Origin of the sequence: Chthonobacter rhizosphaerae, from assembly GCF_013839525.1 — a bacterium.
In the GTDB taxonomy this organism is placed as follows: Bacteria; Pseudomonadota; Alphaproteobacteria; order Rhizobiales; family Pleomorphomonadaceae; genus Chthonobacter; species Chthonobacter rhizosphaerae.
On sequence record NZ_JACDIS010000007.1, the window covers coordinates 153,352 to 174,816 of the forward strand.

General features: G+C 68.4%; 17 protein-coding genes. 10 read left to right on the forward strand and 7 right to left on the reverse strand.

What is annotated here, in order from left to right; all coding sequences use genetic code 11:
* Positions 1-75 precede the first annotated feature (75 nt).
* Entirely contained in the window at positions 76-606 is a 531-nt protein-coding gene (locus HND91_RS14440; RefSeq protein WP_181707296.1) for a GNAT family N-acetyltransferase, read from the reverse strand.
* Between the two features lie 185 nt (positions 607-791).
* On the opposite strand from HND91_RS14440, the gene HND91_RS14445 reads away from it, so the two are divergent.
* Entirely contained in the window at positions 792-1,586 is a 795-nt protein-coding gene (locus HND91_RS14445) for a thymidylate synthase (protein ID WP_181707297.1), read from the forward strand.
* Positions 1,587-1,705: 119 nt separating this feature from the next.
* Here HND91_RS14445 and HND91_RS14450 read toward each other — a convergent pair whose 3' ends face one another.
* Entirely contained in the window at positions 1,706-2,602 is an 897-nt protein-coding gene (locus tag HND91_RS14450; protein ID WP_181707298.1) for a flagellar motor protein MotB, read from the reverse strand.
* A 22-nt stretch (positions 2,603-2,624) separates the two neighbouring features.
* Positions 2,625-3,488, reverse strand: a complete 864-nt coding sequence (gene motA, locus HND91_RS14455) for a flagellar motor stator protein MotA (protein ID WP_181707299.1) — start codon at positions 3,486-3,488, stop codon at positions 2,625-2,627.
* Positions 3,489-3,889: 401 nt separating this feature from the next.
* Here motA and HND91_RS14460 point away from each other — a divergent pair, with 401 nt between their 5' ends.
* The 7 genes from HND91_RS14460 (at position 3,890) to HND91_RS14490 (ending at position 9,768) form a co-directional block, all read left to right on the forward strand.
* A complete protein-coding gene (locus HND91_RS14460; protein ID WP_181707300.1) occupies positions 3,890-4,303 on the forward strand; it encodes a hypothetical protein in 414 nt (137 codons plus the stop codon).
* Positions 4,304-4,338: 35 nt separating this feature from the next.
* The gene (locus HND91_RS14465; RefSeq protein WP_181707301.1) at positions 4,339-4,824 is read left to right on the forward strand and encodes a GNAT family N-acetyltransferase; all 486 of its coding nucleotides are present in this window, start codon (positions 4,339-4,341) and stop codon (positions 4,822-4,824) included.
* Positions 4,821-5,348 carry a dihydrofolate reductase gene (locus tag HND91_RS14470; protein WP_181707302.1) on the forward strand — a complete coding sequence of 176 codons (528 nt, stop codon included), beginning with the start codon at positions 4,821-4,823 and terminating at the stop codon, positions 5,346-5,348. The genes HND91_RS14465 and HND91_RS14470 overlap by 4 nt, the downstream gene beginning before the upstream one ends.
* A 225-nt stretch (positions 5,349-5,573) precedes the next feature.
* Positions 5,574-6,683: an FtsH protease activity modulator HflK gene (hflK, locus tag HND91_RS14475; protein WP_181707303.1), complete on the forward strand. Its 1,110-nt coding sequence runs from the start codon at positions 5,574-5,576 to the stop codon at positions 6,681-6,683.
* Positions 6,683-7,741: a protease modulator HflC gene (gene hflC, locus HND91_RS14480; protein WP_181707304.1), complete on the forward strand. Its 1,059-nt coding sequence runs from the start codon at positions 6,683-6,685 to the stop codon at positions 7,739-7,741. Before hflK ends, hflC begins: the two co-directional genes overlap by 1 nt.
* A 10-nt stretch (positions 7,742-7,751) precedes the next feature.
* The gene (locus HND91_RS14485; RefSeq protein ID WP_181707305.1) at positions 7,752-7,937 is read left to right on the forward strand and encodes a DUF2065 domain-containing protein; all 186 of its coding nucleotides are present in this window, start codon (positions 7,752-7,754) and stop codon (positions 7,935-7,937) included.
* A 238-nt stretch (positions 7,938-8,175) separates the two neighbouring features.
* Positions 8,176-9,768, forward strand: coding sequence for a Do family serine endopeptidase (locus HND91_RS14490; RefSeq protein WP_425485461.1), 1,593 nt, complete (start codon positions 8,176-8,178; stop codon positions 9,766-9,768).
* 212 nt (positions 9,769-9,980) lie between these two features.
* Here HND91_RS14490 and HND91_RS14495 read toward each other — a convergent pair whose 3' ends face one another.
* The 4 genes from HND91_RS14495 to HND91_RS14510 all read right to left on the reverse strand — a co-directional run bounded on the left by HND91_RS14495 (position 9,981) and on the right by HND91_RS14510 (position 18,406).
* Complete coding sequence (locus HND91_RS14495) at positions 9,981-11,411, reverse strand: UbiA family prenyltransferase (RefSeq protein ID WP_181707306.1); 1,431 nt, start codon at positions 11,409-11,411, stop codon at positions 9,981-9,983.
* 75 nt (positions 11,412-11,486) lie between these two features.
* The gene (locus tag HND91_RS14500) at positions 11,487-12,569 is read right to left on the reverse strand and encodes a hypothetical protein (RefSeq protein ID WP_181707307.1); all 1,083 of its coding nucleotides are present in this window, start codon (positions 12,567-12,569) and stop codon (positions 11,487-11,489) included.
* Positions 12,570-13,111: 542 nt separating this feature from the next.
* On the reverse strand, positions 13,112-16,936 hold the full coding sequence (locus HND91_RS14505; protein WP_343057349.1) for an AsmA family protein: 3,825 nt from the start codon (positions 16,934-16,936) through the stop codon (positions 13,112-13,114).
* A gap of 66 nt (positions 16,937-17,002) precedes the next feature.
* A complete protein-coding gene (locus HND91_RS14510) occupies positions 17,003-18,406 on the reverse strand; it encodes an FAD-binding oxidoreductase (RefSeq protein WP_181707309.1) in 1,404 nt (467 codons plus the stop codon).
* Positions 18,407-18,615: 209 nt separating this feature from the next.
* On the opposite strand from HND91_RS14510, the gene HND91_RS14515 reads away from it, so the two are divergent.
* Together HND91_RS14515 and HND91_RS14520 are read left to right on the forward strand one after the other, a co-directional pair.
* The gene (locus HND91_RS14515; protein ID WP_181707310.1) at positions 18,616-19,548 is read left to right on the forward strand and encodes a TraB/GumN family protein; all 933 of its coding nucleotides are present in this window, start codon (positions 18,616-18,618) and stop codon (positions 19,546-19,548) included.
* Between the two features lie 230 nt (positions 19,549-19,778).
* On the forward strand, positions 19,779-21,395 hold the full coding sequence (locus HND91_RS14520) for a chloride channel protein (protein WP_181707311.1): 1,617 nt from the start codon (positions 19,779-19,781) through the stop codon (positions 21,393-21,395).
* Positions 21,396-21,465 lie beyond the last annotated feature (70 nt).

A 21,465-nucleotide genomic window follows, 5' to 3' on the forward strand; every position in this document is an offset into this window, starting at 1 on the left:
GGTCGGAAGTCGTCATCGACGGCGGCGCCGTCACGGGCCAGGTGCTGCCCCTGCCGGCGGGCTGACCGGCCGGATTCAGCGCTTGAAGAGGGTCGTCGGCGCGCCGTGGTACAGGGTTTCGGCGAACGGCCGGAACCCGGTCTTCGCCGCGACCTTCAGCGATGGACCGTTCTCCGGCGCAATCAGGCACACGGTCCGCCCCGGCGGCAGCGCCTTGTCGCGCCAGGAGAGCACCGCCCGCACCGCCTCGGTCGCGAACCCGCGCCCGTGCACCGCCGGGTCCATCACCCAGCCGATTTCGGGCGCGCCGGTGAGCGGCGGCTCGATCGTGCGGCGAAAGTCCGCCAGCCCGACATCGCCGACGAACCCGCCCGTCAGCCGTTCCTCCACGGCCCAATAACCGTAGCCGAGCAGCCGCCACAGACCGGCGTAGCGCAGAAGCCGCCCCCAGACCTCCTCGCTCGTCGACGGCCGCCCGCCGATGAACCGCACCACCTCCGGATCGGTCCAGAGCCGGTGCATCGCGTCGAAATCCGCCACTGCGTGAGGCCGCAGCCTGAGCCGCGCCGTCTCGATCACCGGCGCCGTCCCGCTCGCCTTCGCCATCTGGGCGCTCCTTAAATTGCCAAGCCCGCGTACCAAGACCCTTGATCGGCCCGACAAACACCTGGATATCTCGCCGATTGTTCCCTCATTCGGTTGCCCCGTCATCGCCGCTGGTCCAAACATCCGGTGAAGACCGCTAAGAAGACGACGGCCCTCGTCGGCCGCCGCCAGCCGGGCCGGACCGCATGCAGCAATACCACGACCTCCTTCGCCGCATCCTCTCGGAAGGCCACCGCAAGGCGGATCGCACCGGCACCGGCACCCTGTCGGTGTTCGGCCACCAGATGCGATTCGACCTCGCCGACGGCTTTCCGCTGGTGACGACCAAGAAGCTGCACCTGAAGTCCATCATCCACGAACTGGTCTGGTTCCTGGCCGGCGACACCAACATCCGGTACCTGAAGGACAACGGCGTCTCGATCTGGGACGAGTGGGCGGACGAGAACGGCGACCTCGGCCCCGTCTACGGCCGGCAGTGGCGCTCCTGGCCGACCAAGGACGGCGGCGCCATCGACCAGATCGCATGGGTGGAGGCGGAGATCCGCCGCAACCCGAACTCCCGCCGCCTGATGGTCACCGCCTGGAACCCGGCCGACGTGCCCGAGATGGCGCTGCCGCCCTGCCATGCCCTGTTCCAGTTCTACGTGGCCGACGGCCGGCTCTCCTGCCAGCTCTACCAGCGCTCGGCCGACGTCTTCCTCGGCGTGCCGTTCAACATCGCCAGCTATGCCCTCCTGACGGCCGTCATGGCCCAGGCGACCGGCCTCAAGCCCGGCGACTTCGTCCACACCCTCGGCGACGCGCATCTCTACCTGAACCACCTGGAGCAGGCGGAACTCCAGCTTTCCCGGGACCTCCGCCCACTCCCCCGCCTGACGATCGACCCGTCGGTCCGCTCGGCCCTCGACTTCCGCTACGAGCACGCGACCATCGAGGGCTACGACCCGCACCCGTCCATCAAGGCCGACGTGGCCGTCTAGGCCCTGGTTCCGGGCGTGCGCTCCCCCTAGACCCGCGACATTTTCGAAGACGACGGCTGCCGCCGTCGCCTCGATCGAACGAATCCGTGTCGGCGGGTTGGCTCGGCTCGCGAACCGTCCTACGGGGTCCACTCCGTAGGCAGCGGCGGCGGCGGGAAGACGACGCTCACGCGCACCCGCTCGTTGGAGGACATGTAGGGATCGTTGATGAAATAGGGCTCGGTGGACGCCAGGCCGACCACCGAATCGATGTGGTCGTTGGACAGCCCGGACTCGTTCAGGAGCGCGCGCACCACGTTGGCCCGGTCGGCGCTCAACTCCCACGGCCCGTAGCCACGGTCGGCGTAGCGCCCGCCGGCCGCCGTATGGCCGGAGATCGTCACCTGCGCGTTGAGCTTCTGCAGGATCGGCGCGATGGCCGCGACCATGACCCGCGTCGGATCCATCGGGACCTTCGAGCCTTCCGCGAACATCCGCCGCCCGTGTTGGTCCACGATCAGGATGTCGAGGCCCTCGTCCGTGGCCTCGATCATGAGGTTGCTGAGGTAGGGCGTCACCTCGGGCATCGCCTGCAGCGCCTGCCGGATGCTGACCGCGGCGCTGTGGTAGGCCTGCTTGTCGGCCGCCGGGCGGTTGACCTGGCTGTCGCCGGCGCTGTCCTGCCCTCCGTCCTCCCTCCCGGCGGTGCCGTTCGCCGCGTCGCGAGGCGCGGCAGGATCGCGCCGGACCATATCGGGTCGCGAGCCGGACGATTGGTTGCCGGACTGGGCTATGGCATTGCCGTTCAGGACGCCGCCGGCGCCACTGGTGGTGAGACTCACAGCCTCCGGCGCGAAATACTCCGCCAGGCCGACCTTCTGCTCCGGCGTCGTCATGCTGATCAGCCACATCAGCAGGAAGAACGCCATCATGGCGGTCACGAAGTCCGCATAGGCGATCTTCCAGGCCCCGCCGTGGTGCGCGTGAGCGGCCTTTTTGACCTTCTTGATGATGATCGGCGACTTGGGCTTGGCCATCGCGGTCCTACTGGAGATCGGGTCAGGTCGTGGCGGGCAGCTTGGCGGTCGCCGCTTCCACTTCGTTGAAGGTCGGGCGGACGTCGCTCATCAGAGCCTTGCGGGCGAACTCCACCGCCATCACCGGCGGCTGGCCGCCGATATGGGCCAGGAGGCCCGATTTGAGCGACAGGTAGTACTTGGACTCCGCCTCGAAGATGTTCTTGAGCGACTGCGCCATGGGTCCGAAGAAGCCATAGGCGACGAAGACGCCGAAGAAGGTGCCGACCAGCGCGCCGCCGATCAGGTGTCCGAGCACCTCCGGCGGCTCGGTGATCGACCCCATGGTCTTGATCACGCCGAGCACGGCGGCGACGATTCCGAGCGCCGGCGTTCCGTCCGCGATCGACTGCATGGCCGCGACGACGCGCTCCTGCTCCTGGTGGTGCGTCTCCAGTTCCTCGTCCATGAGAGCGTCGATCTCGTGGACGTTGTCGGCGCCCATCGTCACCATGCGCATGTAGTCGCAGACGAACTCGACCGCGTGATGGTTCGCCGCAAAAGTCGGGAAGGCGTTGAACAGCGTCGAATTGCCCGGGTCTTCAAGGTGAGACTCGATCTCGAGCAGACCTTTCTGCTGCACAAGCTTGTACATGGCGTATTGCATCGCCAGCAGCTCGACATAGGCCGCCTGCGTGTATTTGGGACCCCTCACCAGCGTGCCGAACATGGCCGGCACCGCCTTGATGACCGGCGCGGTGTTGCCGATGATGAAGGCGCCGATCGCCGCGCCGAGGATGATCACGAACTCGAACGGCTGCCAAAGGACGTAGAGCTTGCCGCCCATCGCCGCATAGCCGCCGAAGACGCAGGCGAAGACGACGAGTGTGCCGACGATCAACCGCATGGAATTGCCATCCTCGCGCCGAAACAGGCCCGGCCTTTGCGAAGCCAGTTCTCAAATGCAAAATTACCTAACCGAGTTAAGGCCGAGTATAGAGCCACGGGGCCCGAACCCCGTCCGAGGCGCTCGCAGTCCGAGACCCGGCCGGTCGTGACCCCGCCTCTTCGACCTGATCCACCTGAACGCTCATCGGGAATGGCCGCGGGGGGAAGGGGCTGGCTTCCACCCGTCCCCGTGCTCGCCAAAGTCCCCCGACGCTCCCATCCCATCGCCACCCTCAGGGCACGAAGGCCCCTCCGCCCGGCGGGCGAAGTGTTCCGCCCGCTTCGGGCCCCTCTTCACAGGCACGGACCTGGCCCGTTCGCCCTTGACGGCGCGGACGTTTCGTCCGACCTCTCCGGGTCATGAACACGCGCCGCGCCTCCTCCCGCTCGTCCCGCAGCCCTCGCCAGCCGGCGAACGTGGCGGGCGCCCAGGACCTCGTCCGCCTGCTCGACCAGGCCGGGCTGACGCCCCAGGCGGCGCTCTGGGTCTACCGGGAGGAGACCGACAGCTGGCGCCTCTGGCTGGCCCCGCCGCCCCATGCGGAGGAGAGGACCGGCTACTACAAGGCCGTCTCCGGCGTGCTCGCCACCCCCGAGGGCAAGGCGACGCGAATCGACTTCGGCGATGTCCAGTACGTCGCCCCGAAGGACGACGTCCTGCGCGGCCTCGCCGACACGGTTTCTGCGGCCAGGATCGCCGCCATCAAGGTGGGCGCGTCCGTGGTCAACGGCATCTACCACCCGGACAGCATCATCATCCGCCTCGCGGTCTGATCCCCGCGGGCGCCACTCCTCCACGCGAAAGCATCATGACCCTCACGATCCGCCCCGCCGGCCCTGACGACGCGCCGCTCGTCCTTGCCTTCATCCGCGCCCTCGCCGAGTACGAGAAGCTCCTCGACGACGTGAAGGCGACCGACCGGGACATCCGCGCCGCCCTGTTCGGGCCGGCCCCGAAGGTGTTCTGCGAGATCGCGGAGTGGAACGGAGAGCCGGCCGGCTTCGCGCTCTGGTACTATACCTTCTCCACCTTCCTTGGCCGGCACGGCCTCTTCCTGGAGGACCTGTTCGTCAAGCCGGAGATGCGCGGCCACGGCATCGGCAAGGCGCTCCTCGCCACTCTCGCCCGCCGCTGCGTGGACGAAGGCCTCGGCCGGTTCGAGTGGGAGGTGCTCGACTGGAACCAGCCGTCCATCGACTTCTACAAGGCCCAGGGCGCCGAACTGATGACCGGATGGGAGCCGTGCCGCGTCACCGGCGACGCGCTCCGCAGGCTGGCGGCGAGCGCCCCATGACCGATCCCGCCGCCATCCCGCTTACCCTCGTGGTCGCCGTGGCGCGCAACGGCGTGATCGGCCGCGAGGGCGACATGCCCTGGCGCCTTTCCTCCGACCTCAGGCACTTCCGCCGGATCACCATGGGCAAGCCCGTCGTGATGGGGCGCAAGACCCTGGAGGCGATCGGCAGGCCCCTGGCCGGGCGCCCGAACCTCATCGTCAGCCGCAGCCTCGATCCGTCCACCGAGGGCGTGTCCGTCTTCCCGGACCTCGACGCCGCCATCGCGGCCGCGCGCCGCATCGCGGCCGAAACCGCGGCGGACGAGGTGATCATCGGCGGCGGCGGCCAGATCTACGCGGAGACCATCGGCCGGGCGGACCAGCTGCGGATCACCCACGTGGACGTGGAGGTCGAGGGCGACACCACCTTCCCGACCATCGATCCCGCGCTCTGGCGCCCGGTGGACGACGAGCCGATGCCGCGAACCGATCGTGACGACGCGGACGCCCGATGGGTCACCTACGAGAGGGTCCGTTCATGATCAGCGGAGCCTGTTCGCGGCCGCAAGGTGCGTCCCGTTGACCAATCGGTCGGAATCGCGTCCGCTCGGCCCTGAAAACGGCGACGCTCACGTTGACTTGAGGGCGCCCAGATCCCACCTCCTGGGCAACTGACGGCTGGTGCCCGGCGAATTGCAGCCTCGCGCTCAAGTTCGTATAAGCCGCCGGATCGTCCAGGTGGTGAGACCGGAGAGGAAGACGACCCTATGCCTTGGAGCAACCAGAGCGGCGGCGGCGGATGGAAAGGCGGCGGCAACGGCCCATGGGGCCAGCCTCCCCGCGGCGGCGGTGGCGGCGGCGCGCCGCCGGATCTCGAAGAGCTCCTCCGGCGCAGCCAGGACCGGCTGAAGCGCGTCCTGCCCGGCGGTGGCGGCGGCGGCCCCGGCGGCGGCGGCTCCCGGCTCGCTGTGCCCCTGGTGCTCGCGGCCCTGGTCGGCCTCTGGCTCTACGAGAGCATCTACGTCGTCCAGCCCGACGAGGTGGGCGTCGAGCTTCGCTTCGGCGAGGTCAAGCCCGAGCTCAACGACCCGGGCATCCACTTCCATCTCTGGCCCGTCGAGTCCGTCGAACTGCCGGCGGTGCTCAAGGAGAACCAGGAGAACATCGGCATCTCCGTCGCCCGGTCGGCCAACGACACGTCCATCATGCTGTCGGGCGACCAGAACCTCGTCGACGTGGAGTTCTCCGTCCTCTGGCGCATCTCCGACCCGGTGAAGTTCCTCTTCAACGTGGCGGACCAGCAGAACGTGGTGCGCGTCGTGGCCGAATCCGCCATGCGCGAATACGTCGGCCGGACCCGCGCCGACGAGTTCCGCACCCGCGGCCGCGAGGCGGCCCAGCAGGCGGTGCGCAACCTCATCCAGGGCACGCTCGACAGCTACGACGCCGGCATCACGGTGACGGCCGTCAACCTGGAGCGGGCCGACCCGCCGCGCGAGGTCATCGACGCGTTCGAGGAGGTCCAGCGCGCCCAGCAGGACCAGGACAAGTTCAAGCAGGACGCACAGGCCTACTCCAACAAGCGGCTCGGCGACGCCCGAGGCGAGTCCTCCCAGATCCGCGAGGCGGCGCTCGGCTACCGCGACCGCGTCGTCGCCGAGGCTACCGGTGAGAGCCAGCGCTTCCGCGACGTGTACGAGGAATACGCCAAGGCTCCGGAGATCACGCGCAAGCGCCTCTACCTGGAGACCATGGAGGGCGTCCTCGCCAACTCCAACAAGGTCATCCTGGACCAGTCGAGCGGAAACGGGGTCGTGCCCTACCTGCCGCTGCCTGAAATCCAGCGCCGCGCCACCCAGCAGGGGGAGACGCAGTGATGCGCGCCATCGCGTTCCCGGCCAGCCTCATCGTGGCGGCCATCGTCCTACTCGTCGTCTATTCCTCCACCTTCATCGTCTCTGAGCGCGAACAGGCCATCCAGCTGCGCTTCGGCGAGATTCAGCGGGTGATCACCGAGCCCGGCATCTACTTCAAGGTGCCGACCAACACCGTCGACACGGTGCAGATCATCGACAAGCGCCTGCTCGCCATCGAGCTCAGCGACAAGGTGGTCCAGGTCAACGACGGCCGGCGCTACGTGGTGGACGTGTTCTCCACCTTCCGGATCACCGATCCGCGGCGCTTCCGCGAGTCGGTCTCGGGCAATCTCAGCCTTGCGGCCGAGCGCCTGCGCACCCGCCTCGACGCGGCGCTCCGCCGGGTCTACGGCCTGCGCAGCTTCGACGCGGCGCTCTCCTCCGAGCGCGCCGAGATGATGGTGGAGCTGCGCGACCTCGTCCGCACCGAGGCCGAGGGTCTCGGCATGAACATCGTGGACGTTCGCATCCGGCGCACCGACCTCGTCCCCGAGGTCAGCCAGCAGACTTTCGAGCGCATGCGCGCCGAGCGTCTGGCGGAAGCGGCGGAACTGCGCGCCCAGGGCACGCAGGAAGCCCTGCGCATCCGCGCCGAGGCCGACCGCCAGGCGACGGTGCTCGTCGCCGAGGCGGCCCGCGACGCGGAGATCCTGCGCGGTGAGGGCGACGCGGAGCGGAGCCGCATCTTCGCCGAGGCCTACACGCTGGACCCGAGCTTCTTCGAGTTCTACCGCTCGATGCAGGCCTACGGTCAGGCGATGGGCGAGAACACCGGCACCACCATGGTGCTCTCGCCGGACAACGACTTCTTCCGCTACTTCAACGGCGCCGGCGAGACCGCCGTCCGCCCGGCGCCGCCGGCGGCGCCCGGCCCCGGAGCCACCGCTCCGGACGTCGGCGCTCCGGGCGCCCCGCCGCCGGCGTCCACGGCGGCCGCTCCGGATGCTCCCGCGCCCGCGGCGCCCCCGCCGGCGACCGCGGCCCAGGCTCCTGCGGCTCCGACGGCCGCGACGCCCTGACGGAGGTCCGATGCAGGACTTCCTGGTCGCCCTCGGTCTCGTCGCGGTCATCGAGGGCGTCCTCTATGCGGCGGCTCCCGCCGCCATGAAACGGAGCATCCGGCAGGTTCTCGACCTGCCGGACGCCACGGTCAGGATCGTCGGCCTTTCAGCCATGACCATCGGCGTCGTCGTCGTCTGGCTGGTCCGCGGCTGATCCGGGGTCACCGTCCGGTGATCGGCCCTTTACGCCCGTGGTCGCTGCCACATTTTTGACGGCAGCATGTTATCGCTTGAAAAATGAGTTGGTGGCCGGTGCTCGCGTGCGGGCGCCGGATGGTGCAGACTCCACGGCGCGGACCGGCGGCCTTGGCGGCCGGACGGGGCAGTGGCGCGATCGGCCGAATCGGCGAGACAAGGCCGGGCGGCCATGCGGGAGCGGAGGTGAACGGCCGATGGCCCTCGACATGGTAACTGGAACATCCTGGCGGCGCCGGCTGACGACGACCGTTGCCGCGCTGGCCGTGGGCGGCACCCTTCTCGCCGGCCCGCTCGCGCCGCGCGCCGCGCTGGCCCAGGCGGCGCCCGCGATGCCCGCCCCCTCGCAGATCGCGCCTCCGCCGGCGGCGCCCGCCCCCACGACGCCCGGCCGCCGGAACGGCCCGGACTCGGTGGCCGACCTCGCCGAGGATCTGCTCGACGCGGTCGTCAACATCTCCACGTCCCAGACCGTGGCGAACCAGCGCTCCGTGCCCCTGCCGCAGGTGCCCGAAGGGTCGCCCTTCCAGGACTTCTTCGACGAATTCTTCGACCAGCGCGGCGGCCCCAACGGCGAAGGCGGCGGCAACCAGCCGCGCCGCGTCCAGTCGCTCGGCTCCGGCTTCGTGATCGACGCCTCCGGCATCATCGTGACCAACAACCACGTGATCGAGGACGCGGACGAGATCATCGCCAACTTCTCCGACGGGTCCAAGCTCACCGCCGAGATCGTCGGGCGCGACCTGAAGACCGACCTCGCGGTGCTGCGGGTGAAGCCCGAGAAGCCCTTGAAGGCGGTCAGCTTCGGCGACAGCACCACCCTGCGCGTCGGCGACTGGGTGATGGCGATCGGCAACCCGTTCGGCCTCGGCGGCACCGTCACGGTCGGCATCGTGTCGGCCCGAAACCGCGACATCAACGCCGGTCCCTACGACAACTTCATCCAGACCGACGCCGCCATCAACCGGGGCAACTCGGGCGGCCCGCTGTTCGACATGTTCGGCAACGTGGTCGGCATCAACACGGCCATCATCTCGCCGTCGGGCGGCTCCATCGGCATCGGCTTCGCCATCCCGGCCGAGACCGCCGTCAGCATCATCGACCAGCTCCGCGAGTTCGGCGAGACCCGGCGCGGCTGGCTCGGCGTCAACATCCAGCAGGTGACCGACGATCTGGCCGAAAGCCTGAACATCGGCTCCAGCCGCGGCGCGCTCGTCGCCGGCGTCACCGAGGGCGGCCCGGCCGCTGAGGCCCGGATCGAGCCGGGCGACGTGATCGTCTCCTTCAACGGCCAGCCGATCCGCGAGATGCGCGAACTGCCCCGGCTCGTCGCCAACACGCCGATCGGCCGCGAGGTGGACGTGAAGCTGATCCGCAAGGGTCAGGAGATCACCGTCAAGGTCACCCTCGGCCGCCTGGAGGAAGGCGAGCGCCTCGCCGCCGCCGAGCAGCAGAGCGCCGAACAGCCGGCTCCTGAGGCGCCGAAGCCCGCAGAGAAGGTGCTGGGCCTCAGCCTCGCGCCACTCGACGATACCAACCGCGGCCAGTTCCAGATCAGCCCCGAGGTGAAGGGGGTGGTCGTGACCGCCGTGGACGACGGCTCCCCGGCCGCCGAGAAGCGCATCGCCGCCGGCGACACGGTCGTGGAGGTGGCCCAGGAACCGGTCACCACGCCGGACGCGGTCGCGGCGGCCGTGAAGCGCCTGAAGGACATGGGCCGCAAGTCCGCCCTCCTCCTCCTCGCCAACCCCGCCGGCGAACTGCGCTTCGTGGCCGTCCGCATCGACTGAGCCCCGAGCCCGGCCGCATAACCCAACACGAACGGCCGGTCACAAGACCGGCCGTTTCTCGTTTGTCGGAGGGCGAGACGACGAAGAAGCTCGTTGAGCCCCTCCAAAATACGACCCCTCCTCCACAGGCCTCCTGCTATGACCAACCTGATGGCAGGTTGATTTCTCAACCATCGTCCGCATTAATTACATACCGGTTCCTTTTCCTGACATCACGAAAACGTTGCACCTAAGGCAAAACCGAAAGCCATCGCGAAGCAAACCTGACTGGTTCTGTCTGTGGCGGCGTAGATAACAGGGTCATCGTGCATGGCCCCGCGATGCGTGATCAGAACAATGCGTGTAAGCCAGTACAGCAGCACGCAACAGATGCCCCACAGTGCCGCGGGCTGCTGGTAAAGCGCATTTACCGCTGGTGAATTCACGTACAGTGCCAGAACCACCACAGACATATAACCTGAGGCGATTGCAATGATGTTGATAATTGGAAGATCGCTTACGCTGTAGCCTCGTCCCGCAAGAACAAATCGGCCTCGCTTTTCCATATCGACGAGTTCCGCCTGTCTCTTGACCGCCGCCAAGGCAAAGAAAAAGAAGAGCGAAAACGCCAGCAACCAGACTGAAAGAGTTATCCCCGTCGCAAGCCCGCCCATAAAAATCCTGACGGAATACAGCCCAGCGAGAACGCATATATCTACAACCGCGAACCGCTTCAGGTGAGCAGAATACGCCAACGTTATCAAGTAATACGCAAGCAGCAGTAATAGTGCAGCTCCATTGATGAACGCCGCCGATGCCGAACCGAAAGCAAGAAGACCCACGGCCATCCCGATTCCATGCTGCACCGGTATGCTTCCGGATGCGAATGGCCGGACGCGTTTACGTGGATGAGCTCGATCCGACGCGAGATCGAAAAGGTCATTGATGACGTAAGCACTGGACGCGACTAGGCAAAAAGCAAAAAAAGCGAGCAGGGCATGCGACAAATTCGACACGGTGACTTCGTGAGCGGCCAGCATAGGCAAGAAAATGAGAATATTCTTGATCCATTGATGAGGCCGCAGGGCCCTTAGGTACATTTTTGGCGATTCTTTAGTGGTGGTTAAATACTCTACTGTCCTATTCGTGCCTTCGAGTTTACTGCGTAGAGACGGCGGCACATTTACAGCAATGATATGACTGGCTTCGCGCCACATGGATGGTTTGACGTTGCAGTGCCCCATGTAAGCAAAGGTTTCGCATCCGACGTCTTCGGAGTGAGACCTGTCTCTTTCTGTGCTGCTGAATACATTCTTCACACCAGCGCCGCAGACGAAGTCGAAAAGTTGGAGGCTTTCAGCAATTCGCTCTGAAAACGCTTGGCCATAGCCGGATACGAGTGCGGTACGTCCGCCTTGATCGCGCCAGGCGCGCACAACCGCAATCGCGGCGTCATCAAAATAAAGCTTTGCAACATCGAGGTTCGACACGAGCGCGTCCCAAGTCCGTTCGATCTCAGAACTTGCGCGCCATTCCGACAAAGCGCGAAGCCAATCCCGAAAGCTGTTAGATCTCAATACCTCAATCAGCACAGCTGGCCGGGGAAGCAAGCTGTCCAAGTCCACAACAAGTACAGAAGTGGAAAGGTGTCGAGTTGCAAGCATGAGAGTCTCACAATGGTGATGAATAGGCCTGCGCCTTCTGTTTTTCTCGTTCGAGCAAAAAACTGCAGGATGTGACTAGCGCTGTACAGGTTCGTTCGTTGTGTACTTCCAGACATGAACCCAGTTGATATCTCGCACGCGTGGAGCGCCATCACCAAAGCCCAGCTTCTGAGCTTGGACGAAGGCTGCGATGACGATGATCGGGAGAACTGGCGCTAGTCTGCGCCCGTGGCGGTCTATCAAAAGTTCGGTGACAGCAAGTAAGACCGGGAGGCTGAGCAATACAGTCACGCGGGTTGTATCGGCGGTGAAAGCGCCGACACCTATCGCGATCGCAAGCGCTGCCCACAAGCGCCAGCGCATCAAGCCCGAGATGGCCGCAAGGGCGATCGCGCCCCAGAACCACGTAAGGTCGAGCATCAGAGTTGACGCAGGTTGGGCGAGATTACTGGCAACGACGAGCCAGAAGATGTCGCCGAGCATATCCGCTCGCCCGCTGCTCTCCAGCCCAAGCGTTGCCTTGTAAAGGTAGCCCGTGATGAGACCCACCATGACGCCCGCGACGAGGGATGCAAGTCTGATGCCGTTTGTTTCTCGGGCAAGCCAGTGAATAACGATGATAGCGAGTCCCTGCTCCTGATGGGCACACAACAGAAGAGCTGCCCACAGCCAGATCACAGCAGGGTTTGGGGACAGTGTAAGCAGAACTGTGAAGAACACGACAGCCGGATCTGATTTGCCTATCCAGGAAATCAAGACGAGGAAAATTGGCGAGAGGCCGATCAGCGCCAGAGCGGTCGCGCGATCCTCCATAGACGACCATCGGTTAAGCACATAGAATATGAGCGAAAAGCCAGCCAGAAGCACAGCACCTGTGTAGAAGATGATGTACTCCACGCGACTATCCAAGCCGGCTACGTAGCCCAGAAAATACAACAGAAACGAACTGGTGAAGTATTCGAAATCTGGATCTTCCAGCCTGAATGGGTTCAAGCTCAAAGCCATTGTTGGGCCTGGATCCACAAAGAAGGGACCATAGATCAAAAAGAATAAGCAGATGGCAGAAACGGCTAGAATAGTGAATGTTGAATTGGGCTTCAGATAAGCGACCCGCCAATTCAAAAAGGTACTCACGTTGGCAGATATTTGGTAGCCCATTTTTTATACTCCAAAATCTACTCATGATGATGCGGTCAGCCGGATCAGTTTGGAAACAATTTAGCAGTAAGCTGATAGATATTGTAATGTAGACGATCTTTCTTACGATCGATGCGACGAAAACCGTTCGCTGAAGCATCGGTCGCCCAGAAACATGAAGCAGATCTTCTGGCGGCAAATCGTAAAACTTGCACCGCGCGTTCCGAGCATCGTTTGATCGTCGATGGCCACGTCCCAACGTGATCTGACTGTCGGGTTGTCTGCGAAGCCGGGCAAGTTGCCCGATCGAGTATTCCAGAGGCGTATGTCTACGCCTTTCGGTTAGAGATCAGCCATGTAAATTGCGCTCGGCAACGATGTTTGTGCGCCTGCCAAGCCAACAACCCTATGGCATCCGCAGGACGTCGGTCGTCGTCCGGCCGAGAGGGCGCGGTTCACTTCATCGTCTGTAGATGCCAGCTGGCGGAGCGCGCTTCACATTGTGCTGACCCGCTCCCGCAGCCGTCCCGATGGACCGGCGCGCCGCCGTCCGTCCCGCCCTCTCAGGGCAGCGTCAGGTCCAGCGGCTGCCCCGGCAGGAAGGCCGCGCCGGGCGGTGGGCCCACCGTGGACTGCGGCAGCGGCTGCAGGGTGCCGTCCTGGCGGAGGCGCTCGTCGCGCAGGGCTTCCAGCTTGCGCCGGATGGCGTCCGCGAACTCGCCGTCGTCCTCGTTGCCGAGCGCCGCGCCGTCCTGCGTCGTCGGTGAGGCGCCGGCCGGAGGCGCGGGAGCCCCGCCGGTGTCGGACCGGCGACCCGGGTCCTCGACGGCCCGGCGGGCTGCGTCCTCGGCGGCGCGGCGCAGAGCCTCGGCCTCGGCGGCCTGCCGCGCGGCGGCCTCCTCGGCGGCCCGGCGCGCGGCCGCCTCCTCGGCGCGTCGGCGACGGACCGCCGCGTCCTCGCTGCGCTGCAGGGTCCGGCGCAGGAGTTCACGTTCCTGGATGTCCGCCTGCATGACCTCCACCCGCTCCACCTCCGCCTCGAAGGCGCGGAGCGTCAGGAATGCCGTGAAGGACGTCACGTCCACGGTGCGGGACGGGTCGTCGATCGGCCCGCGGAACAGAAGCGCGACCTGGGGCACCGCCCCGGCCACCGCGTCCGCGCCCGGATCGACGGCGAGCTGCCAGTCGCTTTCCAGCCGCCAGCGCGGCAGGTCGAGCACGGCCGACCCGCTGGTGGTCGCCGTGCCGGACGAGACCACCAGGTTCGGCGCCCGGAGCGTGCCGGACGACAGGGTGAAGGCGCCTTCCAGGCGCTCGAACGGCAGGTCTCCGGCGTCGATGTTGGCTGTGAAGACTTGGCGGATCTCGTCGTCGTTGAGGTCGAGGTCCGCGTCGGCCGCCCGGATCACCGCCCCGAAGGCGCTCGGGTTCATGGACCGGATCACGCCGTCCTCCACCCGGATCGCGCCGCCGCCCGACAACGACGACACGAGCCCGGTCACCGTACGGCCGTTCGCCTGCAGGTCGAGGTCCACGCCCAGCCGGCCGGTCACCACGGGCCGGTCGCCCCGCCGCCACGCGAAGGCGTCGACCGGCGCGCCGTCCAGCTTGAAGGTGGCGTCCACCGCCGCCTGTCCCTCCAGGTCGCGCTTCACCACCACGCTGCCGGTGAGGGTCCCGCCGGCGATCCGGCCGGAGATCCCGTCGAAGGCGAGGCCGCTCGCGCCGTTGCGGATCGCGAGGGCGACCCCGTCGGCCGCCACCGTCGGCGTCAGCTCCAGCCGCTCCAACGCCAGCGCCACGTCGGTGTCCACCCCGTCGAGAGCGCCCACCCCGAACGGGGCCTCCGGCCATGGGTTGCGGCTCGTCTCGAACGGCATGGCGAGCGTGCCCGCCCCGAGGGCGAGCTCGCCGAGCCCCTCCAGCGTGGCGGACCGGAGCGCCAGTTGCCCGGTCACGCGCGGCGTCGCGCCGGTGAAGTCGGTCGTCAGGTCGCCGGCGATCGGCTCGCCGTCGAGGGTGCCGGTGATCCCCGAGACGGTCGCCTTCGCCCCAACCACCGCCACGTCGGCGGAGGCGTCGATCGGCATGGAGCCGAGAAGATCGGCCATCAGATTGCCGCTGAGCGCCAGGATCGGCCCTACGTCGTCGCTTTTCAACCGGACAGCGAGATCGGCGGCCGCCGGCGCCGCCCGGGGTAGCCGCAAGGTGCCATCGACCGACGCCTCCGTGGCGCCGAGGGAGCCGCGACCGACGAGCGCGAGCCCGGCCTCCGGCGTGCCCTTGGCTTCCACGGTGACGCGGCCGGCGCCGGGTCCGCCCCGGTCCGGCACGTCGAAGCCGAGCTGGCGCATCAGCCGGGCGCCGTTCGGCCCTTCCGCGCTCGCGTACAGGTCCACCGTGCCGGTCTCCCACCGGTCCACCCGGCCGTCGAAGGCGAGCGATCCGTCGAGGATCGATCCTCCGGCCGTTCCCGACAGGCGGACCGTGAGCGCGGTGGCGTCCGCCGCCGCCCGGGCCTCCACGGTCGCCTCCAGGGCGGCCGGGGCCAGCACCGGTCCGGCGGTCTGGAGCGCGTCGGCGAGGTCCGACTGGGGCATCAGCGCCCGCACCAGCGCCGTCACGCCGTCGAAGGTTTCCGCCGACACGCGGGCTTGGATCGAGCCGTCCGGCGTGGTGGCGAGATCGGTGACTCGCCCGGCGGCGGACAGCCGCGCGCCGGCCAGATTGGCGACCGAGAGCCGGTCGATCGCGAGCGTTCCGTCCGTGAGCGCGGCCCGCACGTCCACGCCCTCGGCCACCGCGTCGCCGGCCGTCAGGGCGCCGGCCGAAAGCTCCAGGTCCAGCTCCGCGTCGGCGAACGGCGTGCGGCCGTCGTCGCTCGCCGCGAGGGCGGCCATCGCCTGCACCTGCTCCACGGCCACTCTGTCGGCCGTCAGCGACAGCGCGACCCGCGCGGTGCGGTTCGCGTGCGGCGGCGTGTAGGCGGCCGTGCCGCGGATCGACGCGCCGCCCACGGTGGCGTCCAGGTTGTCGAGCCGGAGGCCCGCCTCCGAGGCCGACATGCCCATCTGGGCGGAGAAGGCCTGCAGCGTCGTCGGCTTCCGGCCCGGGTGCCACCAGGCCACCAGGGTGGCGGGCTGTTCGGAGGCCACCACCACGTCGCCCTCGAAGGAGAGCACCGGACGGGTGACCAGCGGCCCCCGCGCGCGCAGCGTCGAACGGCCCGGCAGCACGGCTTCCACCGTCTCCATCATCCAGCCGTCGGCCGTGCTCGACGCGTCGAGCCGGACCGACTGGACGATGCTCGCGCCCACCACGATGCCCGGAATGTCCAGGCCGACGCGGGTCGGCACCGGCGGCGCCGGCATCTCCCGGAGGCCGGCCGAGAGCGCCGCCAGCACGGTGTCGAACGACACCGGCTTGTCGGGACCCTCGCCCAGCGTGCGGTCGAGGTCGATCTGGCGGGCCGACAGCACCGCGTCGAACAGGGGCTCGTAGGCATAGTCGAGCGAGGCCGACCCGGAAACGGTGAACGGCCGGTCCTCAGGCCCGTAATGATATTCCAGCTGCTTGGCCACGGTGCGCGAGGCGTCCGCCTCCACGGTCGCGGTCACCGACCAGGGCGTCGCGGCCTCGGCGGGGTCGCCCTTCTCCACCGCCCGGTCCAGCCGGAGGGTGCCGGCAAACTTCGGTTCGTTGGCCTCCACCCGCGCCCGCCCGTCGATCGAGATCGCCACGGGCCGGTTCACGGGCGTGAAGGCGCCCTTCACCACCACCGCGCCGGCGGCGTCCACCTCTCCCGTCGAGACGCGCATCATGACCCGGTCGTCGCCCACCATGGCCGACCCGTCGAGCTTGTAGGGGCCGATCAGCGAGCGGGCGTCGAGCACAGCATTGACGTCGGAGATCTGCAGCGGCCTGTCGTGCCGCCGATCCGCGATCGTGATCCGGCCGCCGACGATGTCCACCCGGTCGAGCACCACCTTCCGCGGGTCGGTCGGCACGCGCGCCTTGGCGGCGATCCACTCGAAGGCGCCCTCCTCCGACACCCGCACCGTCAGCTCCGGCTCGGCCAGATGCATCTGGGTGACGCGCACCTCGCCGGAGAGGAGCGGGAACAGCTCCACCTCCAGGTCGAATCGGGCCACCGTCATGATCGGGCTGTCCGGCGCGCCGATGATCACGTCGGTGAAGGCGAGCGTCGGCACCGGCAGGATGGACGCGTCCGCCGTTCCGGTGACGCGCACCGGATGGCCGAGGATTTCCGTCGCCTGCTGCTCGAACGTGGCCCGATAGGCGGTCCAGTCCACGAACAGCGGTCCGACCAGCGCCACCAGGAGCGCCAGGATGATGGCCAGACCGACGCTGAAGTAAATCGAGTTCAGGGTCCTGTCTCCGTGGTCCTCATCCGGCGCGTCGCGGCGCCGGACGGCGCCGCTGTCCCATTGGGGTCAGGGCGCCAGGATCTTTCCGGGGTTCATGATGGCGTGCGGATCGATCGCCCGCTTGATCGCCCGCATCAGCTCCAGCGCGCCGCCGTGCTCGGCCGGAAGATACGCGATCTTTCCTTGCCCCACGCCGTGCTCGCCCGTGCACGTGCCGCCCATGGCGATCGCCCGCTCGTTGAGCCGTCCGATGAAGGCGTCCACCGTTTCGTTCATGGCCGCGTCCGCCGGGTCGGCGAGCACCAGCACATGGAAGTTGCCGTCGCCCACGTGGCCGACGATCGGCGCGATCAGACCGGAGGCCGCGATGTCCTCCTGGGTCGCGGTCACGCAGGCGGCCAGCTGGGAGATCGGGACGCAGACGTCCGTCGACGTCCCCTTCCACCCCGGCACCAGGCCGACGGACGCCCAATAGGCGTCGTGCCGGGCCTGCCACAGCCGCGTGCGCTCCTCCGCCTTGGTGGCGAAGGCCGCCGGACCGCCGCCGAAGTCGGCCGCGATGGCGTCGAAGATCTCCATCTGCTCGGCGACGCCCGCCTTGGTGCCGTGGAACTCCACGAAAAGCGTCGGCGTCTCGGCGAGGCCGAGCTTGGAATAGGCGTTCACGGCCTTCACCTGGAGGGCGTCCAGAAGCTCGATCCGGGCGATCGGGATGCCCGCCTGGATGGTGGTGATCACCGTCTCGCAGGCCGCCTCGATGCTCGGGAAGGGGCAGACGCCGCCGGCGATCTCCTCCGGAATGCCGTGGAGGCGCAAGGTGATTTCGGTGATGACGCCGAGCGTCCCCTCCGAGCCCACCATCAGCCGCGTCAGGTCGTAGCCCGCCGACGACTTGCGCGCCCGCGTGCCCGTGCGGACGATCTCGCCGTCCGGCGTCACCACCGTGAGGGCGAGCACCGCGTCCTTCATGGTGCCGTAGCGGACCGCATTGGTGCCCGAGGCGCGGGTCGCCGCCATGCCGCCGATGGAGGCGTCGGCGCCCGGGTCGATCGGGAAGAACAGGCCGGTGTCGCGCAGCGTCTCGTTCAGCCGCTTGCGGGTCACGCCCGCCTGCACGGTGCAGTCCAGGTCCTCCGGCCGCACGGCGAGGATCCGGTCCATCCGCGACAGGTCGATCGAGATGCCCCCGGCCGGCGCGTTCACGTGCCCTTCCAGCGACGTGCCGGTGCCGAACGGAATCACCGGCACGCCGTTCGCGGCGCACAGGCGAACCACGGTCGCCACCTCCTCGTTGGTGGTGGCGAACACCACTCCGTCGGGCGGCTGGTTCTCGATCCGGGTCGTCGTATGGCCATGCTGCTCGCGAACCGATAGAGCGCTGCTGAAGCGGTCGCCGAACAGGTCGGCGAGCGTTTCGAGGACGACGCCGATGCCGGTCTCGTTGCGGACGAGGCGCGTGACTGTCCCCATGGGTCAACCCTTTCGGTCTGGCCGAGGCCCGCCTTGCGGCCGCCGCGCCGATCGCCATCGCGGCGCCGGGCCGGCGGCCTGGGAAACGTTTCCCTGCGGCGCCGCCTGCGACCCTATCAAACCCTTGCCCGGCCGCCAAAACCTTTGACGGCGGTCCGGTGAAAAGCGATGTATCTTTTGAGGATAAGGCTAAGGAGGCGGAGGAAGCCATGAAAGCCGACGGCCGGTCGCGCCGAAGCACCCTCGTCCGGGCGCTCGGCGGCTTCGTTCTGGCGCTGTCCGCCCTCGCGGGCACGCTCGCCCCCGCGGCGGCGACGCCCGCGCTCTGGATGGCGCGCGACGCCGACAGCACCGTCTATCTCTTCGGCACCTTCCACGTGCTGCGCAGCGGCGTCGGCTGGGAGCACGAGGAGACCATGAACGCCTTCCTGGAGAGCGACGACCTCTGGCTGGAGGTGGACCTGACCACCGCCGGCGGCGGCGCCGGCGTGATGAGCCTCGGCACCCGCCCGGAGCGCCCGCTTTCCGCCGCCCTGGACCCGGCGGACCTCGCCCGCGTCAAGGAGGCGGCCGCCGAGCTGGACATCCCGTTCGCCACCCTGGAGCCCATGCGTCCCTGGCTCGCCTCGGTGATGATCGCCCGCAAGGCCCTGCAGCGGGCCGGCTACGTCAGCACCGGGCCGGACGCCGTCTTCGCCCGCCTCGCCACCCGCACCGGCAAGCCCGTGCGCGGCTTCGAGACGAGCGCCGGCCAGTTCGCCCTCTTCGCGGGGCTGTCTCCGGAAGCGGAGCTCTCGGTCCTGCGCGCCTCCGTCGACGAGGCATCCCGATCGTCCGACTATTTCGACACGGTGGCGGCCGCCTGGGTCTCCGGCGACACCCACACGCTGGAGACCCGCGCCCTCGACGAGATCCGCCAGATGGGCCCGGAGGTCTACGACACCCTCGTCACCCGGCGGAACGCCAGCATGGCGGACACCATCAAGGCCGTCATGGACGGCGGCGCCGGCACGCATTTCGTGGCGGTCGGCGCGGCCCACCTGATCGGCCCGGACAGCGTCCAGCGCTTTCTCGCCGACGCCGGCGTCCCGTCCACGCGCGTCGGCGCCTCGGGCGACGCCACCGGCCCGATCGCACCCTGAACACCCGGCGGGTCGACGGGGCGTTCCGGCGGAACGGTCCGCGCGAACGCCGACGCGTCGGACGGGATCGCTCCTCGCCGGCGCGAGCCGGACCTCCGCCATAAGAAGCCTGCCCCCGCCTCAAGCCTGCCGCCCTCAAGCCGTCCACCCGAAGCCTGCCGGCCCAAAGTCCGCACCTGGTGCCCATGCGGGCGGCGCCGGCCTCCCTGTCCGCCCACCGGTCGTCCCGCATGACCCCTTTAGACGATCTCTTCCGCCGGTCCGTCGGCGTGCATCTCACGGCCTTCATCGGCACGCGCCAGCCGCTCCTGTGGCTGCTCGCGTTCGTGGTGGGGCTGGCCGTGTCGGGTGCGACCATCCTCTTCCACTACGGCGTCGGCTGGGTGCAGTGGCTCTGGCTCGGCACCACGTCCGACCACATGCTGGACGTGGCAGCGGCCGCGCCCTGGTGGGTGGTGATCGCCGGCCCGACGGTGGGCGGCCTCGTGGTCGGCCTCTATCTCCAGCGCGTCCACCCCGGCCAGCGTACCGCCGGCCTCGCCGACGTGGTGGAGGCGCGCGCCTCCGGCAAGCCCGTTCTGGCCTTCTGGCCCGGCGTCGGCAGCGCCTTCGCCACCATCGTGTCGCTGGGCGCCGGGGCGAGCGCCGGCCGCGAGGGCCCGATCGTCCACCTCGGCGGCGTGATCGCCACCAAGCTCGGCGAATGGCGCGGCCTCGGCAGCGGGCAGGAACGCGTGCTCCTCGCCGCCGGCGCCGCCAGCGCCATCGCGGGGTCGTTCAACACCCCCATCGCCGGGGTGCTGTTCGCCCACGAGGTGATCCTCGGCCACTACGGGCTGACCGCCTTCGTGCCCACCGTCATCGCCGCCACCACCGCCGTCATCCCGGCGCGTCTCCTCTTCGGCGAGGCGGTGATCTTCGACATCGACCCGATCGCCATCGAGTCCTATTCCGAGTTCCCGGCTTTCGCGATCCTCGGCCTCGCCGCCGGTGTGGTGGCCGTCCTGTTCCAGTGGACCCTGGTCGGCACCGACGTGATGGCCCGCAAGGTGCCGATGCCGCTCTGGTGCCGCCCGGTGGCGGGCGGCCTCCTGGTCGGCGCCATCGGGGTCGCCATGCCGGAGGTGCTCGGCATCGGGGCGGAGGCCATGGACCGCGCCCTCCACACGGACGGCGTCTTCCTCGGGCTCCTCCTCATCCTCGCCGCCAAGATGATCGCGACCGCCATCACCCTCGCGTCCCGCTTCGGCGGCGGCATCGTCTTCCCGTCGCTCTACCTCGGTGCGCTCACCGGCAGCGCCTTCGGGGCGGTCGCCGCCTCCGTCGCGCCAGACCTCGCCTCGCCCCAGCCGCTCTACGCCATCCTCGGGATGGGCGCCGTGGCCGCCGCCGTGCTCGGCGCGCCGGTCTCCACCGCCGTGATGGTGTTCGAACTCACCGGCGGGTTCCAGCTCTCCATCGCGCTCCTCCTGACCGTCGCCATCGCCACCGCCACCAACCAGGCGCTCCACGGGCGCTCGCTCATCCAGTGGCAGCTGGAGATGCGCGGCATCCTCCTCCAGAGCGGCCCGCAGCGGCACCTGATGCGCACCCTCAAGGTCGCCGCCTTCATGACGCCCGCCCTGCCGAAGGCGAAGCTGCCGGCCGACTATCCGAGCGACTCCCTGCTCGCCCCGGGCGACACGCTCGCCCACGCGCTGAAGCTTTTCGACTTCTCCGGCCGCGCCGATCTCGCCGTCGCCGAGGGCGACGATCCGGAGCGGATCGTCGGCTGGGCTTCCCACGTGTCGGCGCTGCGGGCGCTCAACGACGCCATGGCGGCCGACTTCGCCGAGCGCCACCGCTGACCCCGGCCGGCCGGAGCGCGCCCACCGGTCCGCCACGCCCCCGGGGCCGTTCCGGCCGGTTGGCCGAAAA